The 25240-nt window shown below is 66.5% G+C and carries 27 protein-coding genes; 9 read left to right on the top strand and 18 right to left on the bottom strand.

All coding sequences use genetic code 11. The features are described 5' to 3' along the window. Window positions 1-38: 38 nt before the first annotated feature. From AC3A6Y_RS21680 to AC3A6Y_RS21670, 3 genes are all read left to right on the top strand, one after another. Complete coding sequence (locus AC3A6Y_RS21680) at window positions 39-701, top strand: ABC transporter ATP-binding protein (RefSeq protein ID WP_487870283.1); 663 nt, start codon at window positions 39-41, stop codon at window positions 699-701. Then, window positions 694-1398, top strand: coding sequence for an ABC transporter ATP-binding protein (locus AC3A6Y_RS21675; RefSeq protein ID WP_487870515.1), 705 nt, complete (start codon window positions 694-696; stop codon window positions 1396-1398). The genes AC3A6Y_RS21680 and AC3A6Y_RS21675 overlap by 8 nt, the downstream gene beginning before the upstream one ends. Before the next feature lie 192 nt (window positions 1399-1590). Next, on the top strand, window positions 1591-1848 hold the full coding sequence (locus AC3A6Y_RS21670) for a hypothetical protein (RefSeq protein WP_487870282.1): 258 nt from the start codon (window positions 1591-1593) through the stop codon (window positions 1846-1848). A 137-nt stretch (window positions 1849-1985) separates the two neighbouring features. On the opposite strand, the gene AC3A6Y_RS21665 is transcribed toward AC3A6Y_RS21670, so the two are convergent. The 6 genes from AC3A6Y_RS21665 to gabT form a co-directional block, all read right to left on the bottom strand. Then, window positions 1986-2264 carry a hypothetical protein gene (locus AC3A6Y_RS21665; RefSeq protein WP_487870281.1) on the bottom strand — a complete coding sequence of 93 codons (279 nt, stop codon included), beginning with the start codon at window positions 2262-2264 and terminating at the stop codon, window positions 1986-1988. A gap of 117 nt (window positions 2265-2381) precedes the next feature. Next, on the bottom strand, window positions 2382-3200 hold the full coding sequence (locus tag AC3A6Y_RS21660; RefSeq protein WP_487870280.1) for an ABC transporter permease: 819 nt from the start codon (window positions 3198-3200) through the stop codon (window positions 2382-2384). Between the two features lie 17 nt (window positions 3201-3217). Then, window positions 3218-4474 (bottom strand): ABC transporter permease, encoded by a 1257-nt coding sequence (locus tag AC3A6Y_RS21655; protein WP_487870279.1) that lies wholly within the window; start codon window positions 4472-4474, stop codon window positions 3218-3220. Window positions 4475-4480: 6 nt separating this feature from the next. Then, entirely contained in the window at window positions 4481-5509 is a 1029-nt protein-coding gene (locus AC3A6Y_RS21650) for an ABC transporter substrate-binding protein (protein ID WP_487870278.1), read from the bottom strand. A gap of 54 nt (window positions 5510-5563) precedes the next feature. After that, on the bottom strand, window positions 5564-6658 hold the full coding sequence (locus tag AC3A6Y_RS21645; protein ID WP_487870277.1) for an ABC transporter ATP-binding protein: 1095 nt from the start codon (window positions 6656-6658) through the stop codon (window positions 5564-5566). A gap of 23 nt (window positions 6659-6681) precedes the next feature. Next, window positions 6682-7974 (bottom strand): 4-aminobutyrate--2-oxoglutarate transaminase, encoded by a 1293-nt coding sequence (gabT, locus tag AC3A6Y_RS21640; protein ID WP_487870276.1) that lies wholly within the window; start codon window positions 7972-7974, stop codon window positions 6682-6684. Between the two features lie 161 nt (window positions 7975-8135). Here gabT and AC3A6Y_RS21635 point away from each other — a divergent pair, with 161 nt between their 5' ends. Then, window positions 8136-9569 (top strand): aminotransferase-like domain-containing protein, encoded by a 1434-nt coding sequence (locus tag AC3A6Y_RS21635; RefSeq protein WP_487870275.1) that lies wholly within the window; start codon window positions 8136-8138, stop codon window positions 9567-9569. An 82-nt stretch (window positions 9570-9651) separates the two neighbouring features. Here AC3A6Y_RS21635 and AC3A6Y_RS21630 read toward each other — a convergent pair whose 3' ends face one another. The 4 genes from AC3A6Y_RS21630 to AC3A6Y_RS21615 are packed head-to-tail and all read right to left on the bottom strand — an operon-like array spanning window position 9652 to window position 14473. Further along, window positions 9652-10905, bottom strand: coding sequence for a branched-chain amino acid ABC transporter substrate-binding protein (locus tag AC3A6Y_RS21630; RefSeq protein WP_487870274.1), 1254 nt, complete (start codon window positions 10903-10905; stop codon window positions 9652-9654). 60 nt (window positions 10906-10965) lie between these two features. Continuing rightward, window positions 10966-12309: a class I SAM-dependent methyltransferase gene (locus AC3A6Y_RS21625; RefSeq protein WP_487870273.1), complete on the bottom strand. Its 1344-nt coding sequence runs from the start codon at window positions 12307-12309 to the stop codon at window positions 10966-10968. Continuing rightward, a complete protein-coding gene (locus AC3A6Y_RS21620; protein ID WP_487870272.1) occupies window positions 12306-13100 on the bottom strand; it encodes a DUF1365 domain-containing protein in 795 nt (264 codons plus the stop codon). Before AC3A6Y_RS21620 ends, AC3A6Y_RS21625 begins: the two co-directional genes overlap by 4 nt. Then, window positions 13097-14473: an NAD(P)/FAD-dependent oxidoreductase gene (locus AC3A6Y_RS21615; RefSeq protein WP_487870271.1), complete on the bottom strand. Its 1377-nt coding sequence runs from the start codon at window positions 14471-14473 to the stop codon at window positions 13097-13099. The genes AC3A6Y_RS21620 and AC3A6Y_RS21615 overlap by 4 nt, the downstream gene beginning before the upstream one ends. Before the next feature lie 186 nt (window positions 14474-14659). Here AC3A6Y_RS21615 and AC3A6Y_RS21610 point away from each other — a divergent pair, with 186 nt between their 5' ends. Further along, on the top strand, window positions 14660-15220 hold the full coding sequence (locus tag AC3A6Y_RS21610) for a sigma-70 family RNA polymerase sigma factor (protein WP_487870270.1): 561 nt from the start codon (window positions 14660-14662) through the stop codon (window positions 15218-15220). Continuing rightward, complete coding sequence (locus AC3A6Y_RS21605; protein ID WP_487870269.1) at window positions 15217-15879, top strand: ChrR family anti-sigma-E factor; 663 nt, start codon at window positions 15217-15219, stop codon at window positions 15877-15879. Before AC3A6Y_RS21610 ends, AC3A6Y_RS21605 begins: the two co-directional genes overlap by 4 nt. Window positions 15880-15889: 10 nt before the next feature. On the opposite strand, the gene AC3A6Y_RS21600 is transcribed toward AC3A6Y_RS21605, so the two are convergent. The 3 genes from AC3A6Y_RS21600 to AC3A6Y_RS21590 form a co-directional block, all read right to left on the bottom strand. Continuing rightward, window positions 15890-16309 carry a DUF2177 family protein gene (locus tag AC3A6Y_RS21600; RefSeq protein WP_487870268.1) on the bottom strand — a complete coding sequence of 140 codons (420 nt, stop codon included), beginning with the start codon at window positions 16307-16309 and terminating at the stop codon, window positions 15890-15892. Between the two features lie 520 nt (window positions 16310-16829). Next, a complete protein-coding gene (locus AC3A6Y_RS21595; protein ID WP_487870267.1) occupies window positions 16830-17816 on the bottom strand; it encodes a Bug family tripartite tricarboxylate transporter substrate binding protein in 987 nt (328 codons plus the stop codon). Between the two features lie 95 nt (window positions 17817-17911). Then, window positions 17912-18748: an IclR family transcriptional regulator gene (locus AC3A6Y_RS21590; protein WP_487870266.1), complete on the bottom strand. Its 837-nt coding sequence runs from the start codon at window positions 18746-18748 to the stop codon at window positions 17912-17914. Between the two features lie 257 nt (window positions 18749-19005). On the opposite strand from AC3A6Y_RS21590, the gene AC3A6Y_RS21585 reads away from it, so the two are divergent. Continuing rightward, window positions 19006-19461 (top strand): cupin domain-containing protein, encoded by a 456-nt coding sequence (locus AC3A6Y_RS21585; RefSeq protein WP_487870265.1) that lies wholly within the window; start codon window positions 19006-19008, stop codon window positions 19459-19461. A 93-nt stretch (window positions 19462-19554) separates the two neighbouring features. On the opposite strand, the gene AC3A6Y_RS21580 is transcribed toward AC3A6Y_RS21585, so the two are convergent. The 5 genes from AC3A6Y_RS21580 to AC3A6Y_RS21560 are packed head-to-tail and all read right to left on the bottom strand — an operon-like array spanning window position 19555 to window position 22980. Then, on the bottom strand, window positions 19555-19737 hold the full coding sequence (locus AC3A6Y_RS21580; RefSeq protein ID WP_487870264.1) for a DUF1508 domain-containing protein: 183 nt from the start codon (window positions 19735-19737) through the stop codon (window positions 19555-19557). 20 nt (window positions 19738-19757) lie between these two features. Next, window positions 19758-20417 carry a glutathione S-transferase family protein gene (locus tag AC3A6Y_RS21575; protein ID WP_487870263.1) on the bottom strand — a complete coding sequence of 220 codons (660 nt, stop codon included), beginning with the start codon at window positions 20415-20417 and terminating at the stop codon, window positions 19758-19760. Window positions 20418-20422: 5 nt separating this feature from the next. Further along, window positions 20423-21235: an amidohydrolase family protein gene (locus AC3A6Y_RS21570; protein WP_487870262.1), complete on the bottom strand. Its 813-nt coding sequence runs from the start codon at window positions 21233-21235 to the stop codon at window positions 20423-20425. 18 nt (window positions 21236-21253) lie between these two features. After that, window positions 21254-22003, bottom strand: coding sequence for an RraA family protein (locus AC3A6Y_RS21565; RefSeq protein ID WP_487870261.1), 750 nt, complete (start codon window positions 22001-22003; stop codon window positions 21254-21256). A 17-nt stretch (window positions 22004-22020) separates the two neighbouring features. Continuing rightward, a complete protein-coding gene (locus AC3A6Y_RS21560; protein WP_487870260.1) occupies window positions 22021-22980 on the bottom strand; it encodes a dipeptidase in 960 nt (319 codons plus the stop codon). Between the two features lie 287 nt (window positions 22981-23267). On the opposite strand from AC3A6Y_RS21560, the gene AC3A6Y_RS21555 reads away from it, so the two are divergent. Both AC3A6Y_RS21555 and AC3A6Y_RS21550 read left to right on the top strand, forming a co-directional pair. Beyond that, a complete protein-coding gene (locus AC3A6Y_RS21555) occupies window positions 23268-24728 on the top strand; it encodes an aldehyde dehydrogenase (RefSeq protein WP_487870514.1) in 1461 nt (486 codons plus the stop codon). Continuing rightward, complete coding sequence (locus AC3A6Y_RS21550; RefSeq protein WP_487870259.1) at window positions 24725-25240, top strand: thiamine pyrophosphate-binding protein; 516 nt, start codon at window positions 24725-24727, stop codon at window positions 25238-25240. Before AC3A6Y_RS21555 ends, AC3A6Y_RS21550 begins: the two co-directional genes overlap by 4 nt.

Raw genomic sequence — 25240 nt, 5'->3', positions numbered from 1 at the left:
TGTCCAGGCGTTTCGGTGGGCTGAAGGCGGTCGAAGGCTTGTCGCTCCACATCGGCCAGGGCGAGATCGTCGGCCTGCTCGGGCCCAACGGCTCGGGCAAGACGACGGCGCTCAATCTGATCAGTGGCGCGCTGCAGCCAGACCGCGGCTCGGTAAAGCTCGATGGCCAGGAGACCGCCGGCGCGCCGAACTTCCGGACGGCGCGCCTGGGCATCGCGCGTACCTATCAGCTCGTGCGGCTCTTCAAGACGATGAGTGTGCTGGAGAACGTCATGGCGGGGATGTCGTTCACCCACGAGCGCCGATTCGGAGCGCAGGCGGCCGCGGCCGCGATGGCACTTCTCGAACGGGTGGGCCTTGCAGCCAGGGCGACGCAGCAGGCCGAGGATCTCACCTACATCGACCAGAAGCGGCTCGAGCTGGCACGCTGCCTCGCAAGCCGTCCGCGCGTGCTCTTGCTGGACGAGTGGCTGGCGGGATTGAACCCGACGGAACTGCGCCAGGCGATCGAGCTCGTGCGTTCGCTGAAGCACGACGGCGTCTCCATCCTGATGGTCGAGCACGTGCTGGAAGCCGTCAGGTCGCTGTGCGACCACTGCGTCGTCATGAATGCCGGGCAGCGCATTTCGGTCGGGCCGGCAGCTTCGGTGCTGGCCGATCCCGAAGTGGTGCGAGCCTATCTCGGAGCGGATCATGCTTGAGGTCAGACAGCTGAGCGCGCATTACGGAATGCACCAGGCGCTGCAAGATGTGGAGATTCACGTTCGCGCCGGCGAAGTCGTCAGCGTGCTGGGTGCAAACGGTGCCGGCAAATCCACCCTGCTGAGGTGCATCGCCGGGCTGATGCCGGTCAAGGGCGCGGAGATGACCCTGAGCGGCAAATCGATCACGGGCCTCAAGGCAGACCAACGCGTGGAGGCAGGCATTGCCGTGGTGCCCGAAGGACGCGGCGTCTTCGGCGACCTCACCGTGAAGGAGAACCTCTTCCTGGGTGCGTTTCCGCGGCGCGCTCGCGCAAGCGAGCATCGCAATCTGGCGCGCGTGCTCGAGCTCTTTCCGCGCCTGCGTGAGCGGCTGTCCCAGAGCGTGAGGACCATGAGCGGGGGCGAGCAACAGATGGTCGCGATCGGACGGGCGCTCATGTCCAATCCCGATGTGCTGCTTCTGGACGAGCCGTCGTTGGGCCTGTCGCCGCTGATGGTGTCCGAGCTTTTCAGATCCCTCGAACACATTCGCGACGACAAGGTATCCATCCTGCTCGTGGAGCAGAACGCCAAGCGCAGCCTGGCCCTCTCGAATCGCGGCTACTTGCTGGAACAGGGCCGCGTCGTCGGCGCCGAGGGCGCTGCCGCGTTGCTGGCGAGCGAGGCCGTGCAGCGCGCCTATCTGGGAGGCTGAGCGAGGCGGCGGCAGGACGTGGAAGGGCATTGCGAGGACGGCATTTGACAGACAAAGCCACTTGCAACGCCAGTCGATGGCAGCGATGGCAGCGATGACGGCGTGACGGCGTGACGGCCATGAATCAGAACTTCGTCGACAATCCCTGAGCGACGTCCACTACACCGTTTGAACGCAGAGAAAGCAAGCACCATGGCCATCGCAAGGTCTATCGACACGGGGGACTACAAGCTCTTTCCGTCGCCCAGGAACGTGCACCGCGTCGTCTTCGAGCACCAGGTCTTTGTGCCGTACCCCTACGCGCTGATCGTGCTCGAAGAGTTCTACTTCAAGGGCCGCTACAGTCTGTTCTCCGCCTGCCGCCTCAGCGATGGGAAGATGGGGCAGTTGGCGACCTTCGAACTGGCATCGGACGTCGACATCTTCAACAAGAAGTTCACGCCGGACTGAACCTCCCTGCTGCAGCGCGAGCGGACACGCTGGACAACCTCGTTTACGTCGGCGACGCCCGCGGAGATGTCGCCGCATGATGCTGAACGAGGCCAGTCCAAGAGCCCCAGGGCTGAAGCAATGCGGTTTCCGAGACGCTAGCGCGCCTTCTTCCTTGGCGCACGCTTGTTCGCTCGAACGGCCGGCTCTTCGATCATCGCTTTGGCAGGGTCCTGCCGTTTCGTCGACAGGGATGCGTTCAGAGCGACGGCCATGGCGGCTTCGCCGCTCAACAGATCACGCCAGCGCAGTTCAACTTCGGGTCGTCTCTTGCCTTTGGCAGTCAAGCGAAGGCCGTCGGGATCGACAGCAACGGTGTAATCCGTGCCGTCGACGGTCACTTGCCGCTTGATTAGTTTGTCGAGAACGGTGGCCACGGGACACGTACTCCATCGAATGAAATGGTGCGTATGGCGCATTCTGCTCCCGGCGAGCGCGTTGTCACGCGCGAGCCCAGGCGGGCGCAGGGCGACGGCAGAGGTGTTCATGTGCGTTCAGCGACCCCGCCCGCGCAGCCATTCGAGCGCCAGCAGAAGGCTGGTCGTGAACACGATCAGCAGCGTCGCGACAGCGGCAATGGTGGGCGAGATGTTCTCGCGAATGCCGGTGAACATCTGGCGCGGCAGCGTGACCTGGTCGGGCCCGGCCAGGAAGAGCGTGACCACCACCTCGTCGAACGAGGTGGCAAAGGCGAACAGCGCACCCGAGATCACGCCCGGCGCGATGACGGGCAGCGTGATGCGCATGAAGGTCCTGAACGGTGTTTCGCCCAGGCTCAGGGAGGCACGCACCAGGTTGTGGTTGAAGCCCGCCAGTGTCGCCAGCACGGTGGTCAGCACGAAGGGGGCGCCCAGCGCGGCATGCACGACGATCAGGCCCAAGTAGCTGTCGGCCAGGCCGATGGGCGCAAAGTAGAGGTACGTCGCCACGCCCACCACCACGATCGGGATCACCATCGGCGAGATCAGCACGCTCATGAGCAGGCCCTTGAAGGCGAAGTTCGCGCGCGAAAGGCCCACCGCAGCCAGCGTCCCCAGCACGGTGGCGAGCACCGTCGCGGCAGGCGCGACGATGAAGCTGTTGCGTGCTGCGCGCGCCCATTCCGGCGCTTCGAGCAGGTTGCGGTACCACTTGAGCGACCAGCCGCGGATCGGGTAGGCCAGGAAGGAGCTGTCGGAAAAGGACAGCGGGATCACGACAAGGATCGGCGTCAGCAGGAAGGCGAGCACCGCCACGCAGCCGGCGCGCACTGCCCACCAGCCGAGCTTGTCGGCGAAGGTGGCGTAGGCGGGGAATTCGGGAAGCTTCGGCATACCTGTCTTTCGTGCGCTCAGCCCAGGCTCAGGTCGGCCTTGGCGATGCGGCGGTACACGGCATAGAGCACCAGCGTGGCAGCGAGCAGCAGTGCGCCGAGCGCGCAGGCCATGCCCCAGTTGACCTCGACATTGGTGTAGCGCGCGATGTAGTAGCTCAGCATCTGGTCGTCGGCCCCACCCAGGAGTGCCGGTGTCACGTAGTAGCCGATCGCCAGAATGAAGACCAGCAGCGCGCCGGCGCCGATGCCCGGGTAGGTCTGGGGCACGTAGATGCGGAAGAAGGCCGCCAGCGGCGGGCTGCCCAGCGAGACGGCCGCGCGCAGATAGGTCGGCGGCACGCTTTTCATGACGCTGTACAGCGGCAGGATCATGAAGGGCAGCAGGATGTGCACCATCGAGATGATCACGCCGGTGCGATTGAACAGCAGCGCCAGCGGGTGGTCGGTCAGCCCGATGCCCATGAGGCCGCGGTTGACCAGTCCCTCGGACTGCAGCAGCACGATCCAGGCGGCCACACGCACCAGGATGGAGGTCCAGAAGGGCACCAGCACCAGGATCATCAGCATGTTGGCCTTGCGCGCCGAGAGCGTCGACAGCCACCACGCGAGCGGATAGGCGAGCAGCAGGCAGAAGAAGGTGACCACGGCGCTGATCTCGAAGGTGCGCAAGAGGATGCCGCCGAAGGCGCGCTGGTCCGGCGGCATGCGCTCGACGCTGCCCGACGCGTCGCGCCGCAGGTCGACCGAGGCCAGCAGGTAGTCGGGCGTCCAGCGCGAGCCGTTCTTGGCGATGGCCTGCCAGTAGGGCGCCTCGCCCCATCGCGGGTCGATGCTCAGAAGACGCGCCTTGATTTCATCCGGCGTGCCGGCGATCGGCAGCGCGCGGTAGGCGCTCATCACGAGCGAGCGGGCGCCGGCGATCTCGGTATTGAGCCGGCGTGCGAGCGCCCCCGCATCGGCGCTGTCGGGCAGCTGGCCGAGGTCGGCCGCGATCGCGGCATAGGCCGGCGCTGCGGGCGCTTCGTGGCGATTCCAGCCGTCGAGCGCGCGCACCGTGCGGGGCAGGGCGTTGGCCACTTCCGGGTTTTCGACCGCGCGCTGCAGCAGCGCCACGATCGGCACCAGCAGCGTCAGCAGCAGGAACAGCAGCAGCGGCAGCGTGAGTGCGAACGCCCGCCACTTGCGGCGCGCCTCGGCGCGCGCCAGGGCGCGCCGAAGCTCTCGTGGCGGAGCCTCCGCAGGGAGGTGGGAGGCGAGCGTTGCCGCGTGCATGGCCGCTTACTGCGTCGCCCACGCGGCGAAGCGCTTCTCGAGCGCCTCGCCCTGGTCGGACCAGAAGGCGACGCTGAACTGGATGGCTTCCTTGGCATTGGCTGCCGAGGTCGGCAGGTCATCCAGCACCTTCCTGTCGAGCGACGCCAGCGCCTTGATGTTGGTCGGGCCGTAGGCGATGTTCTGCGCGTAGACGGCCTGCGCTGCGGGCTGCATGGCGAACTGGATGAACTTGAGCGAAGCCTCCTTGTTGGGCGCGCCCTTGGGAATGACCCAGTAGTCGAGGTCGTAGATACCGCCCGGCCAGAAGATCTTCAGCTTGCGGCCTTCGCGATTGGCGGCGTCGATGCGGCCGTTGAAGACTGTGGTCAGCACCACGTCGCCGGCGACCAGGAACTGCGGCGGTTGCGCGCCGGCTTCCCACCACTGGATGTTCGGCTTGAGTTCGGTGAGTTTCTTGAAAGCGCGGTCGGCACCGTCCTTGGTAGCCAGCACCTTGTAGACATCGGCCGGCTTCACGCCGTCGGCCATGAGCGCGAACTCGAGGTTGTAGCGCGCGCCCTTGCGCATGCCGCGCTTGCCCGGGATTTTTTTCACGTCCCAGAAATCGGCCCAGGAGGTGGGGGCCGTCTTCAGCTTCTCGCCGTCGTAGGCCATGACGGTGGACCACACGAACACGCCGACGCCGCATTCGGTAACGGCCGCCGGCAGAAAGTCCGCCTTGTTGCCGATCTTCGTGTAGTCGAGCTTCTCGAACAGGCCTTCGTCGCATCCGCGTGCCGCGTCGGGCGATTCGACCTCCACCACGTCCCAGGTGACCTTCCTGGTCTCGACCATGGCCTTGATCTTGGCCTGCTCTCCGTTGTATTCGACCGGAATGACCTTGGTGCCGGTCTTCTCGTAGGGCTCGTAGTAGGCCTTCTTCTGGGCATTGGCGTTGGCGCCGCCGAAATTGACGACGGTGATCTGCTGCTGCGCAAGTGCCGGCAAGGCGAGCGCGGCGGCGACGATGAGGGCGAGGCGGGTCTTTTTCATGGAAGAGCGATTCCTTGTGGGTTGGCGGTGACGAGAAAGGGGATGCGGAGGCGCTCAAGCCGCATAGATGCGCACATGGTCGACCGGAAATCTGAGCGAGACCCGATCGCCGCTTTGCGGTGGTGCGGCGCCCTGCAGGCCGCTGAGCGGCAGCTTGATCGTGGCGTCCGCCTGGTCGCCGCCGATGCTGCACAGCAGCCGCAGGTGGTCGCCGAAGTAGATGACGCGAGCCACCTCGGCCGCGAGCACGTCGGGGCCCGATGGCTCGCCCTGCCGCTGCAGGACCACGCGCTCCGGGCGGATGCAGGCCTCGACCTTGGCGCCCGAGGCCGCGCCGCTCACGTTCAGGCCGGCCAGCACCCGGCCGTTGGGCAGCGCCATTTCGGCGCGGCTGCCGGCACTGCGCAGCACGCCCTTGAGCACTGTGTTGTCGCCGACGAAGCCGGCCACGAAGCGGTTGGCGGGCGCCTCGTAGAGCTGCTCCACCGAGTCGAGCTGCTGGATCACGCCCTCGTTGAACACCGCGACGCGGTCGCTCATGGTGAGGGCCTCGCCCTGGTCGTGCGTCACGTAGACGAAGGTGACGCCGAGCTGGCGATGCAGTTCCTTCAGCTCGATCTGCATGTGCTCGCGCAACTGCTTGTCGAGTGCGCCGAGCGGCTCGTCCATCAGCACCAGCTGCGGCTCGAACACCAGGGCCCGCGCCAGCGCCACGCGCTGCTGCTGGCCGCCGGAAAGCTGCGCGGGCAGGCGGTCGCCCATGCCGCGCAGCTGCACCATCTCGAGCGCGCGCTGCACCCGGCGCTGCTGCTCGTCCTTCGGCACCTTGCGCACCGTGAGCGGATAGGCCACGTTCTGGCCCACGCTCAGGTGCGGGAACAAGGCGTAGTTCTGGAACACCATGCCGAAGTGCCGCTTGTGCGGCGGCGTCCCGGTGATCTGCCGGCCATCGAGCAGGATGTCGCCGGAAGTCGGCGACTCGAAGCCCGCCAGCATCATCAGCGTGGTGGTCTTGCCCGACCCGGAGGGCCCGAGCAGGCTCAGGAACTCGCCGCGGTGGATGTCCAGATCGAGCTGGCGCACCACCAGGTGTTCGCCGTCGTAGGTTTTCCGGACGCGCTGGAAGCGCACCAGAGGTTCTTGGGTCATGGCGGTGTTCAAGGATGATTCGATCAACGCAGCGCGGCGAAGCTGTCCGCCAGGATCGCCAGGCCTTCGTCCACTAGCAAGTCGGATGCCGTGAGCGGCACCAGCACGCGAATCACGTTGCCGTAGCTGCCGCACGACAGCAGGATCAGCCCGCGCCGTGCCGCCTCCGCGACGACCTTGCGGGTCAGGGCGGCGTCGGGATGGCAGGTGTCGCCGTGCTCGAACAGCTCGATGGCGACCATCGCGCCGAGTCCGCGCACGTCGCCGATCGCCGGCACCTCGGCCGCGATGCGGTGCAGGCCGGCTTTCAGGCGCTCGCCCAGGGTTTTGCTGCGCGCCAGGAGCTGCTCGTCGTCGAACACCTTGAGCACCGCAAGCGCCGCGGCGCAGCCGATCGGGCTGCCGGCGTAGGTGCCGCCCAAGCCGCCGGGCGCGGGCGCATCCATGACCTCGGCGCGGCCCACCACGCCGGAGATCGGGAAGCCGCCTGCCATCGACTTGGCGGTGGTGATCAGGTCGGGTGCCACCGGCCATTGCTCGCTGGCGAACCAGGTGCCGGTGCGGCCGGCGCCGGTCTGCACCTCGTCCGCGATGAGCAGGATGCCGTAGCGGTCGGCCAGCGCGCGCAGGCCTTCGATGAAATCGCCGGGCGCCACATAGAAGCCGCCTTCGCCCTGCACCGGCTCGAGGATGAAGGCCGCCACGCGTTCGGGCTCGATGTCGTTCTTGAACAGCAGCTCGATCGAGTGCAGGGCGTCGTCGACGCTCACGCCGTGCAGCGCGTTCGGATACAACGCATGGAACACCTCGCCCGGGAACGGTCCGAAGCCGAGCTTGTAGGGAGCCACCTTGCCGGTCAAGCCGAGCGTCATCATGGTGCGCCCGTGGTAGCCGCCGGTGAAGGCGATGATGCCCGGCCGCCGGGTGAAGGCGCGTGCGATCTTGACGGCGTTTTCCACCGCCTCGGCGCCGGTGCTCAGGAAGATCGACTTCTTCGCGAAATCGCCCGGCGCCAGCATGTTCAGGCGCTCGGCCAGCTCGACATAGGGCTCGTAGGCCAGCACCTGAAAGCAGGTGTGCGAATAGAGATCGAGCTGCGCCTTGACGGCTGCACCGATCTCCGGGTGGCAGTGCCCGGTGTTGAGCACCGCGATACCGCCGGCGAAATCGATGTAGCGGCGGCCCTCGACGTCCCAGATCTCTGCGTTGCTGCCGCGGCTGACGAAGATGTCATGGGCCTGGCCGACCCCGCGGGCGACGGCCGCGGTGCGGCGTGCCATGAGGGCGACGTTGCTGAGATGGGGTTCTCGCTGCATGGATACGACCTGTGCCTGGATGAGGAATGGCGGCACTCTAGGTCTCGCTAGCCGGCGCGGCCATGTACAGCCGGGGCGCTCGTCCGGCGGACTGTACTGGTCTTGTATCCTGTACATACTTTCCTCCATATGGTGCAGATCGGTCCACCGAGGCACACCCGATGCTCATTCTTCGCCCCGAACTTCCGACACCTCTGGTCAGCCAGATCGTGGAAGGGCTGCGCGCGCTGATCGGCACCCAGAAACTCAAGGCCGACGCCAAGCTGCCGTCGATCCGGGCCTTTGCCGCCGCTCATGGCGTCAGCGTCTTCACCGTGGTGGAGGCCTACGACCGGTTGGTCGCGCAGGGGCTGCTGGTGTCGCGCGCCAACGCGGGCTTCTTCGTCAAGCGACGCAGCGAGGAGGGCGTCGCCGGTGCGGCCGGCACGCCGCGCGCCGACCCGCGCTTCGACGCCCGGTGGTACCTGCAGCAGATCTTCGAGAACCGCAACCTTCAGCTCAAGCCGGGCTGCGGCTGGCTGCCGCACGACTGGCTGTTCGAGGACGGCATGCGCCGCAGCCTGCGCCACTTGTCCGCCGGCGGTACCGACATCGGCGGCTACGGCCTGCCCTTCGGGCACATGGCACTGCGCATGGCGGTGGCCGAATCGCTTTCGGAGCGCCAGATCGTGGTCGACGCAGCGCAGGTGCTGCTGACCCAGGGCTCCAGCCAGGCGCTGGACCTGGTGGCTCGCCGCCTGCTGAAGCCGGGCGAAGCGGTGCTGGTGGACGATCCCGGCTATCCCAACCTGATGTTCATGCTGCGCTTCCTGGGCGTCGAGCTCATCGGCGTGCCGCGCACGCCCACCGGCTACGACCTCCCGGCACTGGAGGCGCTGCTGGCAGCGCACCGGCCCAAGGCCTTTTTCACGCAGCCGCGGCTGCAAAGCCCGACTTGCTCCCAGGCCTCCCTGCCGCAACTCGTGCGCTTGCTGGAACTTGCCCAGGCGCACGATTGCGTGCTCGTCGAGAACGACATCTACGCCGACATGGACGCCTCGATGCGCCCCTCGCTGGCCAGCCTGGGCCAGTTGCGCCAGGTCGTCTACGTCGGCAGCTACTCGAAAACCATCTCGCCGAACATCCGTGTCGGCTATGTCGTTGCCAAGCCCGAGTTGCTCGAGGACCTGGCGCAACTCAAGATGATTTCCGGCCTGACCTCCTCGGACATCACTGAACGCCTGGCCTTCGGCACTGTCACGGACGGACGCTGGCGCAAGCATCTCAAGTCCCTGCGCGACCGATTGGGGCAGGCGCAGGCCGGCGTGGCACGCAGGCTGGACGCGCTCGGCTTCGAGCTGTTCCACGAGGCCTCGGCGGGGATGTATCTGTGGGCCAGGCACCCGGACATCGTCGACAGTGCCGAACTTTCCACGCGCGCGGCCGCCGAGGGCATCATGTTGGGCCCCGGCCAGCTGTTCCTGGTCAATCCGCGTCCGACCGGCTGGCTGCGATTCAATGTCGCGTTCAGCGAAGACGAGCGGCTCTGGCGTTTTCTGAGCCGCAGCATCGAACAGCAGCAGAGCGGCGAGTTGACCCAGCACGTGGAAGATTGAACGCTGGCGCCGCGGTCCGGGCCGTGCGTCTTCCGGAGGTGTTCATCCAGGACCGGTCTGCATCGCACGCGCGCTCCCGCGCTCAGGCCGGAGGGCGGTTCATCTGGCAAGTCGTGGGCTGCGTGCTCTCGGCCGGGCTCCACACGGCCTCGGAGCGAAAGCCGTAGCCGGTGTTCTCGGCGTCATGCTTGACGCCCGGGCTGCCTTTCTTGGCCCATACGCCAAGATAGATCGGCGCTTGCAACTGGTGGTCGGTCGAGCGCATCTCGACCTCGCCCAACGGGCTCGGGTACTTCATGCCTTCGAGCGCGTAGGCGACCTTCTTGGGATCGGTCGATTTCGCCTTCTGCATCGCCGCGCGCAGCATGTTCATCGCGTTCCAGTGGGCAGCGAAGATGAAGTCCTCGCCCGACTTTTGCTTGTAGGCGACGGCAATCTTCTCCAACGCCGGTGTTGGCGCATTGCTGCCCCAGTTCCAGATCACGCTCACCTTGTCGGCACCCCAGGGGCCCAACTGCGCCGGCACGCCCGGATTGTTGGCATTCATCGTGTAGAAGTTGATGTTCAGGCCAAAGTCGCGCGCCGCCTTCAGGAACAGCCCGAGATCGCTGCCCCAGTTCGAAGTAATGACCGTGTCCGCGCCCGACGACGCGATCTTCGCCACGTAGGGCGCGAAGTCACGCGTTGTGGCGATCGGTACGTAGTCCTCGCCGACCACCTCGATGTCCGGCCGCTTCTTCGCCAGGTAGGCGCGCGAGGCCTTGGCCACCTGCTGGCCGTGCGTGTAGTTCTGGTTGAACAGGAACACCTTCTTCACCTCCGGCTTCGTCTTCAGGTAGGTCGTCAGGGCTTCGATCTTCATCTCGCTCGACGGGTAGAACCGGAAGTGCCAGAAGCTGCAGCGGTCGTTCGTGAGGCCCGGGTCCATCGCCGAGTAGTTCAGATACACCATTGCGCCGTTCACGTCGCGCTGAGCCTGCTTGTTGATGGCATCCACCAGGGCGAAGGCGACGCCCGAGCCGCCGCCCTGCGTCACGTAGCGAATGTTCTGGTCGAACGCCGCCTTGAGCACGTTCGTGCTCTCCTGCGGCGTGCCCTTGCCGTCGAAGGGAACCACTTCAAACTTGGGATCAGCCGCGCCCGCCGTGGAATTGAGCTGGCTCACCACCTCGCGCAGCTGGTTCAGCGAGCCTTGGCCACTGAGCGCGAAAGGTCCCGACAACACATCGATGAAGGCGATCTTCACCGTCTCCGCAGCGTGGGCCGCGAGACCGGGCGAGAGGGCGATGGCGCAAAGGGATGCGCGCGCGGCGCGCAAGAACCCGAACCTGTGCATGGATGTCTCCGGTCGGTGGTTTGTGCCACGCACTCTAGGCCCGGCACGGCGCCCGCCGAGTCACGGACGGGACAGCCGAGCCTGACGTGCGGACAGGCAGCTGCGCCATGACCGGCCATGGGCCGCCCATCGCATCAGCGACGTGCCAGCGTGTACAAGCCCACGTCCACGCGCCCGGCTCGAAAGCCGGCTTCGCAATAGCAAAGGTAGTACTCCCAGCCGGCGGAACGCATGGTCGAAGCCTTGTGCTTCGATCGCGGGCCAGGCGCGGAGAAAGCGACGGCGCCACTCGACCAGCGTGAGCGCATAGCTCTCGCCGAAAGTCTGCACCGTTTCCATCGTCAATCCGGCCCGGTCGGCCTGCGTCTTCAACGCTGAAGGGCATGGCAGCATGCCGCCCGGAAAGATGAAGTGCTGGATGAAGTCGGTGTGGGTCCGATAGTGCTCGAAATGTGCATCGGCGATCGTGATCACCTGCACCAGGGCGTGGCCGCCGGGCTTCAGGCGGCCGTGCAGGGTGCCGAAGTAGGTGGGCCAATAGTGCTCGCCCACGGCTTCGAGCATCTCGATGGACACGATGCGGTCGTAGCTGCCTTGCACGTCGCGGTAGTCCTGCAGGCGCAGCTCGATCCGTGCCTCGAGGCCCTTGTCGGCGACGCGTCGGCGTGCGTGCGCGAGCTGCTCGGCGGACAAGGTCAGCGCGGTCACGCGAGTGCCGTCCCCACTGGCCAGTGCCAGCGCCAGTGCGCCCCAACCGCAGCCGATCTCCAGCACCGATGCAGGCGACTTCAGATCGAGCAGTTCCACGATGCGCTCCAGCTTGTGCGCCTGCGCCTCTTCGAGCGACTCGTCGCCGGAAACATGGAGGGCGCTCGAATAGATCAGTTCGGGGTCCAGCCACAGGGCATAGAAGTCGTTGCCGAGGTCATAGTGGAAGGAGATGTTCTCACGGCTTCCGCGGCGGGTATTGCGGCGCGCGAAGTGCAGCAGGCGGCCGAGCCAGCGCACCGGCCGAGAGGCGTCGAGTGCATGCCCCCACGCGGCCTCGTTGCGGATGCCGAATTCGAGCAAGGCCGGAAGATCGGAGCTCGACCAGTCTCCGTCGCGGTAGGACGCGGCCAAGCCGGTGTCGCCCTGCAGCAGCAAGCGCGCAAGCGGACGCCAACGGTGCAGGACGATCGAGGCCAGCGGGCCGGCGAGCGCGCCGCGACCCTCGGTGCGCTCGCCGTCAGGCAGCTCGACCACGAGGGTGCCGCAATGAACGCCTTGCAGCAGACGCTGAACAAAGCGGCGAAATGGCCAGCTGGCCCACGACGCGCAGAGCGCTGCCAGGCTGCGGCCGGAACGACCTGTCGGCAGCAAGCGCTCCGGCGAGGCGTCGGAGGTCGAGGAAGTGCTGCTCATGGGTTCTTGCTCTTGATGATCGTCATGGCCTCGGAGGGTGCCGGCGGTCGCGGATGCAGGCGCACGCCCTTGGTCCACAGGCGCAAGGCCTCCCAATGGATCGCGGACACGACCTTCAGCGTGAGCAGCGGATGGGACAGGAAGGCGAGCGCCAACGACTTGTCGTCCAGCGCGCAGCGCCGGGCATCCAGACATGCGGTGAGCACCGGGCCGTCGGCGTCGCTGGCGGTGATCGCGATGCGCAGCCCGCCCCGATCCGGATGCGGCGCGTCGACATTGAAGCGGTAGTGCATGTCCAGCGCGAGGAAGGGCGACACGTGGAAGCGCTTGGCACACGACTGCACGACGGTCCGGTCCTCGTGCTGCGCGGCATCGACCTCGACCAGATAGCTGTGCCGCTCGCCAAAGGTGTTGTTCACTTCGTAGAGCAGCGCCTGCAGCGCGCCGTCGGGCCGGTGGCAGAAGTAGACGCTCAGCGGATTGAAGACATGGCCGAGGATGCGCGGCATGGTCAGCAGGCGGACGGCGCCGCCCGTCTCCAGACCTGCAGCGCAGAGCTGCGCATCCACGTGGGCGCGCAGGCCGTGCGCGGCGCCAGCGCCGTGGTCGCGCTCGTGCAGGCTGAAGAGGTTGAAACGATCGAGCGAGAACAGACGCAGCCGCCGCGCGAGATCGGGCAGTTCGTCGAGGTCCAGCAGCAGCGAGAACACGCGGTAGCGCAGGCGGTGGCGCGCGGGCCGCAGGCGCAGGTGCATCACGCTGCCGCGGTAGAGGGCGGAGCCGGGCTTCATGAAGCCATCGTCCGGGGCGCATGCAGGCGGATGCGGCCCGATTCGTCGGGGATGTGCCATGGCCGCCGCACGCCGCCCAGCGATTCGGCCACGGCCAATCCGGCCTGCAGGCCGTCCTCATGGAAGCCCGAGCCGAAGTAGGCGCCGCAGAACCAGAGCCGGCGCCGGCCCTGCAAGGACCAGAGCTCGTGCTGGGCTTGGATCGCCGCGGCATCGAAGATCGGATGCTCGTAGATCTCGGTGCGGATGAGCTGCTCGGCGCGCGGCTCGTGCATGGGATTGAGTGTCAGGAAGAGCGGCGCAGGGTCAGGCATGTGCTGCAGGCGGTTCATCCAGTAGCTCACGCACAGCGCGCCCGGGCTGCGCCGATCCGCCATGTAGTTCCAGCTCGACCAGACTGCGCGGCGCTGCGGCATCAGCGTCGGGTCGCGGTGCAGCACGGCGTGATTGCGGCTGTAGGCGAAGGCGCCCAGCACACGCGCCTCGTCGGCAGTGGCGTCGGGCAGCAGGCGCAGCGCCTGGTCGGCATGGGTGGCGATCACCACCTGGTCGAAGCGCTCGGGCGCCTGACGCCGCGCCGTGCGCACGAGTACCCCGTCGGTGCCGGCACGGACCTCGACGGCGGCGCTGTCGAGCCGCAGGGGCTGCCCGAGGCCGCCGGCCAGGCGCGCGACATACTGGCGGCTGCCGCCCTTGACGGTGCGCCAGGCCGGCCGGCGGGAGAGCTGCAGGAGTTGGTGGTTCTCGCAGAAGCGCACGAAGGCTTCGGTGGGATAGGCGCCGATTTGCGCGGCCGGCGTCGACCAGATCGCCGATGCCATCGGATACAGGTGATCCTCGCGAAACGCACGGCCATAGCCGCACCGGTTCAGGTATTCGTCCAGCGGCATCATGCCCATGCGTGCGGCATCGGCGGGCGCCTTGCGGTAGAAACGAACCAGGTCGCGCAGCATCGACCAGAAGCGGGGGCTCAGCAGATTGCCCGGTTGCGCGAAGAGCCCTCGCAGGTCGGTGCCGCTGTATTCCAGCGCGCCGCTGTCGAGGCTGACCGCGAAGGACATGTCGGAAGCCTCCGTCTCGACGCCGAGGTGGGCGAACAGGGCGCTCAGGTTCGGATACGCGGCCTCGTTGTAGACGATGAAGCCGGTATCGACCGGAAAGGCGCCGCCTGCGGCCGGCACTTGCACGGTGTTGCTGTGGCCGCCGGGCCGCCCGTCGGCTTCGAAAACGGTGACGCGGTGGCGCTGCGACAGCAGCCACGCCGCCGAGAGGCCTGCTATGCCGCTGCCGATCACCGCCACGTCGAGCGCCTGGCCGCCCTCGGGAGATCGCGGCGGCGAGGGGTGGTTGTGAGGGGTGGTGGTGACTGCCATCGAGCCCTTGTACGCAGCGGATAAGCGTTTGGATCTCATTTCGCTTGTTGCTGTGATCTAATCCGCGCGGCGGTGCGTAAGACCTGCATGACTACCGTCCGACAGCCAACGACATCGGCCTCGAAGCCCGCCGGGCTCCGGTCCCCGTGGCTGTCGATCGTGACAACGCAGCAGCGGCGGGGAGCCATGCCGACCAGCGAGGAATTGAACGGTTGGGTGCAGGCCGTGGCGCAGGCAGCCGACCGGCAGGCTTTTGCCGCCCTGTTCAAGCATTTCGCGCCGCGCGTAAAGGCATACCTCATGGCGTCCGGGACCGCCGAGGCCCTGGCCGAGGACCTGACCCAGGACGCCATGGTCATGGTCTGGCGCAAGGCCGCGATGTTCGATCCGGCGCGCGCCGGGCTCTCGACCTGGATCTTCGCCATCGCGCGCAACCTGCGCGTGGACCATTTCAGGTGCCAGGCCAACCGCACGGTCGACGGTGCCGATCACGAGAGCGATGAAATCCCCGACCCCACGCCGGCGCTCGACGACCAGGTGCTCGGGAGGGAGCGCGAAGCGAGCGTGCGCCGCGCGATGGCGCAGCTGTCGGCAGAGCAAGCGAACATCCTTCGCCTTTCTTTTTTCGAAGAGCGGCCGCATGCCCGCATCGCGCACGAGCTGGGCATTCCACTCGGCACCGTGAAGTCGCGCGTGCGTCTCGCCGTGAACCATTTGCGTCGGCTCCTCGACGGGTTCGAACCATGACGATCATCCAACACCATCCAGCCGACGATCTCCTGCTCGCCCTAGCGGCCGGCAGCCTGGCGGCCGGCCCTTCGCTGGTCGTGGCCAGCCACGTCGAGGCATGCGCGCAATGCCGCGGCCGCATGCAGGTGCTCGAGAACGCGGGCGGCGTGCTGCTCGAAGACCTGGCGCCGGCAACCCTGTCGCCGCAGGCACTGGCCCGGACGCTGGCGGCCATTGACGCGCTGCCGCTGGAAGCCGCCAGCCGGGAGAGGCCGGCCACATGCCTTCCCGCGGCGCCCGACGGCATGAGATGGCCGCGCGCGCTGCAGCAGTGCAGTGCGACGCGCTGGCATTGGCTCGCGCCCGGCATGCGCTGGAGCCGGGTCACGCTGACCGCCGATCCGCAGGCCAAGCTGTTCCTGCTGCGCATCGGCGCCGGCATGAAGCTGGCGTGGCACACGCACAGCGAGAACGAACTTACGCAGGTGCTGCACGGTTCCTTCCATGACGGGCGTGCCTTGTTCGGGCCGGGCGATTTCGATCAGGCCGACGGCGACATCCACCACCAGCCGGTGGTGCAGGCGAGCAGCGAATGCATCTGCCTGGCCTCGATCGAAGGAAAGATGCTGTTCGACGGCGCCGTCGCGCGCGCCCTCGGCGCACTCATCGGCATGTGAAGGCCAGGCCTCATCGCGGCGGCCCGCCGAAAGCCAATGCGATGCGGCATGCCGCGGCGGCCGAGACCGCGGTAACGAAACCGCCCCAGCAGAGATCGGCCAAAGTCACGCGCCACGGCCAGTTCTTGAGCGTGGCCTGGTTGGTGAGGTCGTAGGTCGCATAGGCCAACAGTCCCAGCAGTGCACCCATGGCGAGAGCCGCTTGCCACCGCCGCTCGGCCAGCGCAGGCGCTATGGCGAAGACAACGATGCCCGCGACGTAGATCAGGTAGAAGAGCACGGCCGGCCCGATGGCGAAGCGCTCGCGCATGAGGTGCCCGATCGCCGGGCGGTAAAGGCGCTCGGCCATGGTGCCGAGCCAGATGGCGTCGAGCGTCAGGAAGATCACGGCCGTGGCGGCGTAGGCCACGGCAAACTCGCGAATGGACATTGGAGCTCCTGAAATGAGTGCCTTGCGAAGGGGCGCCGAGCGATGCTGCGAGGGTGCCTTCTCATGGCGTGTTGCTGCGCGATGGACCGGGTATGAATGCGTTGGTGCGCGCCATGTAATCGCGGTACGCGGGGCGGTGTTCGCCGATGTTCTTTTCGAGCAGGTACGGGCTAGCGCGCCCACCAGCGCCTGGCCTCCTGCTGGCATGTCGAATCCTTTCTGCCGACACGAAAGCGTGCCGTCGTCCGTATACGCGGTGCCGACGCGCTTGGATCTGTGGCGCCCTGGCGCCGATCGTGCGGCGACGACGTCACGCAGCCCGGCGGCAGCGGCTTGGCCGGGCGAATACCCCAGCTTGCGCTGTGCTTCGCGCAGGCGCGCTCTTCGCCTTCGACCCGCAGGGGCAAGGAGATCGAGCCGCTCGGAAAACGGAGAACGGCGATGCCCCAACCCCACCGGGCAACAGCTCCATTCGGGGAGAAAGCAATCCGCTGCAGCGGCGGAGCACCCGAACAAGGCTTCAGCCCGCTTCCAGCTTGATGTTCGCGTCCTTGATGATCCTGCGGTACAGCGCGACCTGCTGCTTCCAGTAATGGGTGAACTCGTCGGGCGCCATGGGAGCCCCCTGCGCGCCGAACTCCTGGAGCCTGGCCGCCAGTTGCGGCGAGGCCGCCGCCTTGCGGATTTCCGCGGCAAGCTTGTCCACGACGGGCCTCGGCGTGCCGGGGGGCGCGAACACGCCGGTCCAGAACGGCAAGTCGTAACCCGGCAGCACTTCGGCCATGGCCGGCACGTGGGGCAGCACGGGACTGCGCTGCGGCGACGTGACCGCCAGCGGCCTGACCCGGCCGGCCTTGATGTGGCCCGACTGCGGCGGCACACCGTCGAACAGCATGTGAACCTGGCCGGACATCAGGTCGGGCATCACCGAAGCCGTTCCCTTGTAGGGGATGTGCAGGATGTGCACGTCGGCGAGCGGCTTGAACCACTCTGCCGCCAGGTGGGTGCCCGTGCCGACGCCGGCCGAGCCATAGCTGTACTTGGCCGGGTGGGCACGCAGCAGCGCCATGAACTCGCGCAGGTTGCTGACCGGAATCGAAGGATTCACCACCATCACGAGCGGAAAGTGCGCGGCCATCGAGACGGGCGTGAGCGCGTTCAGGGCGTCGAACGGCAGATTGGGCAGCGAGGCGGCATTCACCGCTGCAGTGGTGGCCTGGAAGATCAGCGTGTAGCCGTCGGGCGCAGCCCGGGCGAGCATCCCGGAGGCGATCGTGCCGCCGGCACCGCCCACGTTGTCGACCACGAACGGCTGTCCCATCTGCTCGGACAGCCGCTGTGCGAACATGCGGGCCAGCAGGTCGATGCCGCCGCCGGGGGTTGACGGGACGAGCAGGCGCACCGGCTTGGCGGGATAGGGCTCCTGCGCGAGAACCGCCGCGGCCGGCGCGCAGCCGGCGGCCACGAGGGCATGGGTGAACTGGCGACGTTTCATGATGTCGGTCACGGGTTGGATTCAGAGTCCACGAAATGGACCGTCGTTGGCAACCCCGATCTTCACGTTCTGAATCTGGAACACCAACGCTTCGGCTCTTTGTTCCATTACTTGGACCTCTTGTGGGCGACCGTCCGGCCCGCAGCGGCGCGGAAGCGCCGCACGCTCCCGGTGCCCGTGCCGCTTTCGGCAGTTGCGATCCGTTGCTCGACGTGGTTGGCATGGAGGCGAAGGACCCGCACGATCTCCGGCATGCGAGCCGGTGGCATGCGGTCGGTGATGGCCGCGGTACCGATACCGGCAATGGGCCGGCCCGCGCTGTCGCGGATCACGACGGCGACGCCGCTCACGCCTTTGAGCATGAGGCCTTCGCTCAGCGCATAGCCGTCGCGGCGGGCCCGCTCCACGGCGGCCCGGATCTGCCGCAGCCCCGCGTTGGGAAAGCGGGCCAGGTTCCCCTTGACGGCGTCCAGTACGACCTCTGCCTCGTCCGGGGCCAGCGCTGCCAGCAGAGCCACCCCGGTGGCCCCGACGCCGAGCGGCCGGCGGGTTCCCACTTCCACCGTGAAGGCCTTCACCGGATAGCTGCCGGCCTGCCGGTCGATGCAGACCGCCTCGGTGCCGCTGCGGATCGAGAGAAAACCGGTGTCGCCGGTCTTCGCCGCAACCGCCGCCAGGTCCTCCGCGGCGAGCTCCTTGAGGTCGTACACCGTACGGTTGGCCGACCACCCCAGCACCGCCAGCTCCTGGCCCAGGCGATAGCGCCGGCTGTCCTCCAGTTGTTCGACCATCCCCTGCTGCTTCAGCGTGTCGAGGATGCGGTGCACGGTCGGCTTGGTCAGGCCGGAAGTCAGCTGCAAATCGACCAAGCGGCAGCCTTCAGTGCCGCCTGTGGCCAGGAGGCGGATCAGTCCGATTGCGCGCTCGAGTGTCTGGGTGCTCATCAGTGGGTCCAAGTTACGGAACAGAATCCTGCCATTCTGCCGGCTTCGGCCTGCCTTGCGCCAATGATCTCTAACCAGCCAAACAGGTCCGTATCGTGGAACATGGAGGAAAAAGCTTGTAGTGCGAAAGATGCTCACTAGCATACGAACGCCGAGGCGGAGGTCGCAGCGGTTGGCCGCAGACCCGGAATGCCACCGCCCCCGCTTGGCGCAAAGGTCCTTGCGGCGCTCGTATCAACAATTTCAGGAGATAACTCATGGACTCCATCAAGCGGTCCGCCTTCTTCATCGAACCCGCCACCTACCCGCGCCCGCTCGAGGTGGTCGGCCTGCAGGTGAAGGTCCTCGCCTCGGGCAAGAACACGGGCGGATACGAAATCTTCCTGCAGGACGGCGTCGAAGGCAGTGGCGCGCCGCCGCACCATCATCCGTGGGACGAGTCGTTCTACGTGGTGAGCGGCGACGTCAACTTCGGTTTCGACGACGAGGAACATGTCGCCCGAGCCGGTACGCTCGTGCACTTGCCCGCCGGCACGGTTCACTGGTTCCGCATCTGCAAGGGCGGTGCTCAAATGATCTCCATGACCGGCCGCGAAGCCGCCTCGGCGATGTTCGAGCACATCGATCGCGAGATCTCGCCCACCGCCCCTGACATCAAGCGACTCGTGGCCATCTCGGCCGAGCATCAATCGCTGATCCACGTGCCGGGCTGAGCCGCCACGATCCCCGGCGACGGGGATGCTCTGGCCGTCAATCCGGTGGCCAGCGACCTGCATGGCCCCGCTGCCGGCGCAGCTGTGACACGGTCATGGCGTATCGCGTTGAGTCACCTCGGCGCCCTTGGCGTTCTTGACCAGCTCGATGGCGGCCAGGCAGTCCGTGGCGTTGTAGTACTTCTCGACGCTCTCCGCGACCTTGCGGCGATCTTCCCCGTAAAGGGTCCAGCGCCAGAGGTTCGAGCTTTCTTCGCGGTAGTAGATGAATTTCATGGGATCGTTGCTCCTTGGGATCAGCGCGGGGTCTCGCCCTGCATCGTTCGTTGCATCGACGGACGCAGGGCGAATCTGTCGTACCACTTGGCCAGGCGGGGCGCCGGATTGCGCCAGTCGTCCTCCGGGAAGCGGAAGTCGGATGTGGCGCAGGCGCACGCCACCGCGATCTGCCCCAGATCCGGCTCATCTCGAAAGTCGCCGCAGATCTGGTCGAGGTATTCGTAGCAGCGGTCCTGGCGGTCCATCATCTTGCGCACGAAGCTGCCCGAAAACTCCTGCGGGTTGGGCGACCCCTCGCGCTTGCGCAGCATCTCCGCGCGCCGCAGCACCTGGGCCTCCATCACGCCATTGGTGGCGATGGAGACCACGGAAAGGATGTCCCAGCGGCTCCTGCCGGATCGGGGGCACAGCCGGAAGTCGCCGAGCTCGTCGTTCAGGTACTCGCAGATCGTGGAGGAGTCGGTCAAGCGGATTCCGTCTTCCGTCAGGAGGGCCGGAATCCTGGCGATCGGGGACGCGTCGAGAAAGTCTTCGCCGTAGGGGGTCGTCTCGGTGCCCCAGTTGTGCGGCCAGACGGTCGGAACCAGCTCGAAGCGATCTTCCAGGCCGAGTTCGATGATGGTGACGCGGCACTTGCGCGTGAAGTGGGAGGCAGGTGTGATGAAAAGCTTGTTCATAGGAATCAGTGGCCGAAGTACAGCCGCAGAGCGGTCTCGGAGATTTGCCGCCGCTGCAGAGGATCGGGGACAGCGTCGATGAAGGACTGGACCGCTTCTGCGTAGGCGTAGCCCTCGTGCGCGGCGACGAAGGGCCAGTCGCTGCCCCAGATCACTCGCTCGGTTCCCAGTGCAGCAAGCAGCGCGGCGCCGATCTCGGGGCCCATCGCTCCGAGGCGGTGCCAGGCCGCCATCTTGACCCACGTGCGTCCGTTGTCCGCGGCGCGTACCGCTGCCTGATAGCCAGGGCACCGGGTGCCGAGGTTGGCGTCCGGGAATCCGAAGTGGTCGACGACCACTTTCGCCGGGGAGTCCGCCAGCGCCTCCAGCACCGGGCCGAGACGCTCGCCGCCCAACAGGATCTCGACGTGCATATCCAGATCCGCAAGGCGCGCCAGGAACAGCCGGTATTCGGCGCCACGCACGTCCGGCAGATCGTTCTGCATGAACCAGACCCACCGTACGCCGACCACCCCGTCGTCTCGCATCCGGGAGAGGATGCACGGATCGATGGTCGGCGCAACGATGACCGTACCGCGCAGCCGCGGTGACGCCCGCAGGGACCTGAGCGTGTACTCGTTGTACTCCCCGAACATGCTGGCTGCTGCGATCACTCCGAACGGAATGTGGTGCGCGTCCAGCGTCGACAGGAAGTCCTCGACCGGGGCGGGCTTCTCCACCCGGCGCCACGCATCCTTCGCCAAGGGCATGGCGGTGGTATAGATATGGGCGTGCGTGTCCACCAGCGGCAGCTCCGCCACACCCGTGACATCGAACATGCGTTCAGTCCTTTTCGATCATTGTTGCGGGATGAACTTGTACACGTGGGTGCGCTGGGCCAGCTCGGGCACGGGCACACCTGCGCGGATGTCCGCGTAGCGCTTGGCCTCGCCGGCCGCGATCTCGTGGGCGCGCTTGAGCACCGCGTGCACCGCATCGCGAGGGACAAAGCAGACGGCGCCCTCGTCGGCCACCACCAGGTCGCCAGGTCGCACCTGCACGCCGAGAATGGTCACGGTTCCGTTCACGGCCACTGTCTCCAGGCGCCACTTGCCGGTGATCGAGCTGGGCCCGCGCGACCAGATGGGGAACTTGTGCTCGCGTGCGTGCTGGACGTCCCGGATGCTGCCGTCGATGATCGCGCCGACCTCTCCCTGGCGTTGTGCAATGGTGACGGAGAGCCCGCCCATGTTGGAGATGCCCGCCACGCCCTCGATCACCAGGACATCGCCCGGCTCGGCCAGGTTGTGGGCTTCGATCTCCGCCATCTTCGAGACCCGCTCCTTCGCGCCGCGGTAGGCGTTGTCCCGCTGTTCGACATTGCGAAGGGTGAGGGCAGGCCCGACCATCCTGGCTGAGGAGAAGTTGGGCGGCAGGTTGCAGCCGGGCACGACGGTGTCGATTCCCAGTTCGTCCAGCGCGTCGGAGACCGTGCCGGTGAGGTCCTCCAGCTGATGGAAGCCGTCGATGATCTCCCGCTCGTAGCGCGGGATGCTCAGCTGCAGGATCGCTTCGCGCGCTATCTTTCCCAGGGCTTGCTTCGTCATGTTGTTTCCTTGGCTTGTCATGAGAGGACGGCTTTGAACAGGCGCATGAAGTTGCCTTGCGCGATGCCTTCGACCTGGACGCGGGTCAAGTCCTGCGCGAGCAGGGACTCGAGCAGTTCCTGCTGCTGCTGCAGGCTGTCCACCGGAAAGCGCCATGGCCAGGTGCCGTACACCTCGGGCTTGAGCAGGAACTCCTGATACCGCTGTGCCGGCTGGTCGGTGATGAAGTCCGAGCCGATGCCCACGTGCTCGGCGCCGATGCGCGCAGAGCAGTAGGCGATATGGGCGATCACGTCCTTGACGGCCGGCGCTCCTTCCTTGGGCATCCGAACCAAGGGCGGCAGATAGGTGATGCCGATCACGCCGCCGTTGGTCTTCAGCGCATCGAGAAGCGCATCGGACTTGTTGCGCATGTTGGGGCAGACCGTGAAGGCATTGGCGTGCGTGACGGCGACGGGTTGCCTGGACAGCTTCGTCGCCTCGATGCCCGAGCGGTCGCCCACGTGCGACAGATCGATCACGATGCCGAGCTCGTTCAAGGCCACCACCAGCTCACGCCCCAATGACGACAGGCCGGCGTCGGCAGGTTCCGCGCATCCGTCGCCGTAGAGGTTGCGGATGTTGTGTGCGATCTGGATCACTCGCACGCCGGCGTCATGGAACAGGCGCAGCAGGTTCAGATCGCGCTCGACACCAGGAACGTTCTGGTAACCCAGAACCACCGCGAGCTTCTTGTCGGCGCGCGCGCGCTCGAAGTCGTCGGCCGACTCCACCAGCCTGACCAAGCCGTCGAGCGCGCGCAGGTGCGAACGGTAGTTGGCCAGCTGGTTCAGCGAGTGGCGCAGGTCGGGGACGGGGTTGATGCCCTGGAAGTTGTTGAGTGTGACGTGAATGGCTTCTACGCCATTCACCAGGCAACTCTCGGCATACGGAGCCGTCAGGCGCGACCCATTGAGGAGATCGAAGATTTTGAACATGGATAGGGTGGGTTAGGGCTCGGGTCGTCGATCCACAAAAATGGACCATCCCGACGACTCGAATGATCTGCGACACCTCGATTGCCAAACAAACCAACGCCGAAAGGTTCCGTTATTTGGACCTTTGATCTTCTTGCCCTGGGAAGATGCTCCGCTCGGGAGCTGCTTGTTCAAAGCAATCCCACATCGGCGCTCGTAGTCCAATATACGGAACGAAATCCAATCAGCTTGGTAGAAGACTGCCGGCTGACGGAAAGTACTCGCCACCCCTAAGTCCGAATGTTGGAATGAATCCTGAACAAACCGAAGTGGCGCGATACCCGATGCAGATCGGAGGCAAGGCGCACAACCCGTGCGGCGGCGAGTGGCTGGCCTCGCTGAATCCGGCAACGCAAGAGCCCTGGGCGATGATTCCGCGCGGTGGCGCGGAGGATGCCGAAGTGGCGGCGGCGGCCGCGCATGAGGCGCTGCGCGGCGCATGGGCGAAGCTGACGCCCACCCAACGCGGCGCCCTGATGCTCCGCTTGGCGGATCTCCTGGAGCGGGACACGGAGTTGCTCGCGCAGCTGGACGCGCGCGACAATGGCAAGCCCATCTCCGAGCTGCGCAAGCAGTACGCCTACCTTCCTCAGCATTGGCGCTACTTCGCGGGATTGGCCGACAAGCTCGAAGCCGAAGTCATCCCGGTCGACCGCCATGGGGTGTTCAACTTCACGCGCCATGAGCCGGTGGGAGTGGTCCTCGCCATCACCCCCTGGAATTCCCCGCTTGTCATCGCCTCGTGGAAGCTTGCGCCTGCCCTTGCCGGCGGCTGCACGACCATCGTCAAGCCTTCCGAGCATGCGTCCATCTCCACGCTGCACTTTGCCAAGCTGGTGACCGAGGCCGGGTTTCCGGCAGGCGTGGTGAATGTGGTGACCGGCTACGGGCACGAGGTCGGCGAGGCGCTGGTCGCGCACGAGTGGGTCGCGAAAGTCACCTTCACCGGCGGCGAGACCGGCGGGCGTGCCGTCTCGAGCCTCGCTGCGAGGCACCTCAAGCCCACGGTGATGGAGCTTGGCGGGAAGTCGCCGGTCATCGTCTTCGACGATGCGGACCTGGACCGGGCGGTGGCTACAGTGGCCGCCGGCATTTTTTCTTCCAGCGGTCAGTCCTGTGTCGCCGGATCGCGGCTCCTGCTGCAGGCCGGCATCGACGACGAGTTCGTCCGGCGGCTCATCGACAGGGCGCGCGCCATCGTCGTGGGCGACCCGCTTGCCGCCGAGACGACGATGGGACCGATCACGACCCGCGCCCAGTTCGAAACGATCCAGACGCACCTGATCGATGCGCACGCGCAGGGAGCAACCCAAGCGTTCCAGGGCGAGCTCCCTTCGAGCTCATGCGCAGGCCTGTTTGTGCCACCCACGATCTTCACCGGCGTCAGCCGGTCGATGCGAGTGTGGCGCGAGGAGGTCTTCGGGCCCGTGCTCGCCGTGATGCGCTTCGAGACCGAGGCCGAAGCGGTCGAGATCGCCAATGACTCCCCCTTCGGACTGGCGGCCGGATTGTGGACCCGCGATCTGGACCGCGCGCTGCGGCTGCACAAGGAGCTCGAGGCAGGTACGGTCTGGATCAACAGCTACCGCGGGGTGAGCAGCATGACCCCGCTGGGCGGCTTCAAGAAATCCGGTTTCGGCCGCGAGAACGGACGGGAGGCAGTCCGCGAGTTCCTGCAGACCAAGAGCGTGTGGGTGGAGTACCAATGAACGACGCAAATCAGCTTCGCGGCGCATCGATCCTGAACGCCCTCAAGGCCGCAGGGATCGAGTACGTCATTTCCGTTCCCGACCTGACCACCTCCGAGGGCGTACTACGCCCGCTGGCCAAGGACACGCAGCTCGAGCTGGTTCGGGTATGCCGCGAGGAGGAGGCCATCGGCATCTGCGCCGGGCTGCTGGCCGGAGGCAAGCGCGCGGCCATCTTGATCCAGTACACGGGATTCATGGCGTCCATGAACGCGATACGCGCCATCGCGATGGAGTACCGCCAGTCGATCTGCATGTTGGTGGGCCTGCTGTTCGCGGATGCCCCCGAGGATCCGCAGCAGTCCTCCAACTACGGCGTCAATCGAATGATTCCGCTGATCGAAGCGCTGGGCATGCCCTATCGACTGGCGAGGAACGACGACGAAGCCACCGCCATCGGGCCGGCCCTCACGCGAGCCTTCGAACAGAGCGAACCCCTCACCGTACTCATCACCCGCTATCCCAGTGCCTAA

The sequence above is a fragment of the Variovorax sp. Soil_C_17 genome, assembly GCF_057657265.1.
The sequence above is the reverse complement of the archived record's forward strand: the minus strand, read 5'-3'. Positions and strand labels throughout refer to the sequence as shown.

Excerpts from the sequence above, each read along its gene's own strand:
- AC3A6Y_RS21675 (WP_487870515.1), top strand. The coding sequence starts at position 694 with ATGCTTGAGGTCAGACAGCTGAGCGCGCATTACGGAATGCACCAGGCG.
- AC3A6Y_RS21670 (WP_487870282.1), top strand. The coding sequence starts at position 1,591 with ATGGCCATCGCAAGGTCTATCGACACGGGGGACTACAAGCTCTTTCCG.
- AC3A6Y_RS21660 (WP_487870280.1), bottom strand. The coding sequence starts at position 3,200 with ATGCCGAAGCTTCCCGAATTCCCCGCCTACGCCACCTTCGCCGACAAG.
- AC3A6Y_RS21655 (WP_487870279.1), bottom strand. The coding sequence starts at position 4,474 with ATGCACGCGGCAACGCTCGCCTCCCACCTCCCTGCGGAGGCTCCGCCA.
- AC3A6Y_RS21650 (WP_487870278.1), bottom strand. The coding sequence starts at position 5,509 with ATGAAAAAGACCCGCCTCGCCCTCATCGTCGCCGCCGCGCTCGCCTTG.
- AC3A6Y_RS21645 (WP_487870277.1), bottom strand. The coding sequence starts at position 6,658 with ATGACCCAAGAACCTCTGGTGCGCTTCCAGCGCGTCCGGAAAACCTAC.
- gabT (WP_487870276.1), bottom strand. The coding sequence starts at position 7,974 with ATGCAGCGAGAACCCCATCTCAGCAACGTCGCCCTCATGGCACGCCGC.
- AC3A6Y_RS21635 (WP_487870275.1), top strand. The coding sequence starts at position 8,136 with ATGCTCATTCTTCGCCCCGAACTTCCGACACCTCTGGTCAGCCAGATC.
- AC3A6Y_RS21630 (WP_487870274.1), bottom strand. The coding sequence starts at position 10,905 with ATGCACAGGTTCGGGTTCTTGCGCGCCGCGCGCGCATCCCTTTGCGCC.
- AC3A6Y_RS21625 (WP_487870273.1), bottom strand. The coding sequence starts at position 12,309 with ATGAGCAGCACTTCCTCGACCTCCGACGCCTCGCCGGAGCGCTTGCTG.
- AC3A6Y_RS21620 (WP_487870272.1), bottom strand. The coding sequence starts at position 13,100 with ATGAAGCCCGGCTCCGCCCTCTACCGCGGCAGCGTGATGCACCTGCGC.
- AC3A6Y_RS21615 (WP_487870271.1), bottom strand. The coding sequence starts at position 14,473 with ATGGCAGTCACCACCACCCCTCACAACCACCCCTCGCCGCCGCGATCT.
- AC3A6Y_RS21610 (WP_487870270.1), top strand. The coding sequence starts at position 14,660 with ATGCCGACCAGCGAGGAATTGAACGGTTGGGTGCAGGCCGTGGCGCAG.
- AC3A6Y_RS21605 (WP_487870269.1), top strand. The coding sequence starts at position 15,217 with ATGACGATCATCCAACACCATCCAGCCGACGATCTCCTGCTCGCCCTA.
- AC3A6Y_RS21600 (WP_487870268.1), bottom strand. The coding sequence starts at position 16,309 with ATGTCCATTCGCGAGTTTGCCGTGGCCTACGCCGCCACGGCCGTGATC.
- AC3A6Y_RS21590 (WP_487870266.1), bottom strand. The coding sequence starts at position 18,748 with ATGAGCACCCAGACACTCGAGCGCGCAATCGGACTGATCCGCCTCCTG.
- AC3A6Y_RS21585 (WP_487870265.1), top strand. The coding sequence starts at position 19,006 with ATGGACTCCATCAAGCGGTCCGCCTTCTTCATCGAACCCGCCACCTAC.
- AC3A6Y_RS21580 (WP_487870264.1), bottom strand. The coding sequence starts at position 19,737 with ATGAAATTCATCTACTACCGCGAAGAAAGCTCGAACCTCTGGCGCTGG.
- AC3A6Y_RS21575 (WP_487870263.1), bottom strand. The coding sequence starts at position 20,417 with ATGAACAAGCTTTTCATCACACCTGCCTCCCACTTCACGCGCAAGTGC.
- AC3A6Y_RS21570 (WP_487870262.1), bottom strand. The coding sequence starts at position 21,235 with ATGTTCGATGTCACGGGTGTGGCGGAGCTGCCGCTGGTGGACACGCAC.
- AC3A6Y_RS21565 (WP_487870261.1), bottom strand. The coding sequence starts at position 22,003 with ATGACGAAGCAAGCCCTGGGAAAGATAGCGCGCGAAGCGATCCTGCAG.
- AC3A6Y_RS21560 (WP_487870260.1), bottom strand. The coding sequence starts at position 22,980 with ATGTTCAAAATCTTCGATCTCCTCAATGGGTCGCGCCTGACGGCTCCG.
- AC3A6Y_RS21555 (WP_487870514.1), top strand. The coding sequence starts at position 23,268 with ATGAATCCTGAACAAACCGAAGTGGCGCGATACCCGATGCAGATCGGA.
- AC3A6Y_RS21550 (WP_487870259.1), top strand. The coding sequence starts at position 24,725 with ATGAACGACGCAAATCAGCTTCGCGGCGCATCGATCCTGAACGCCCTC.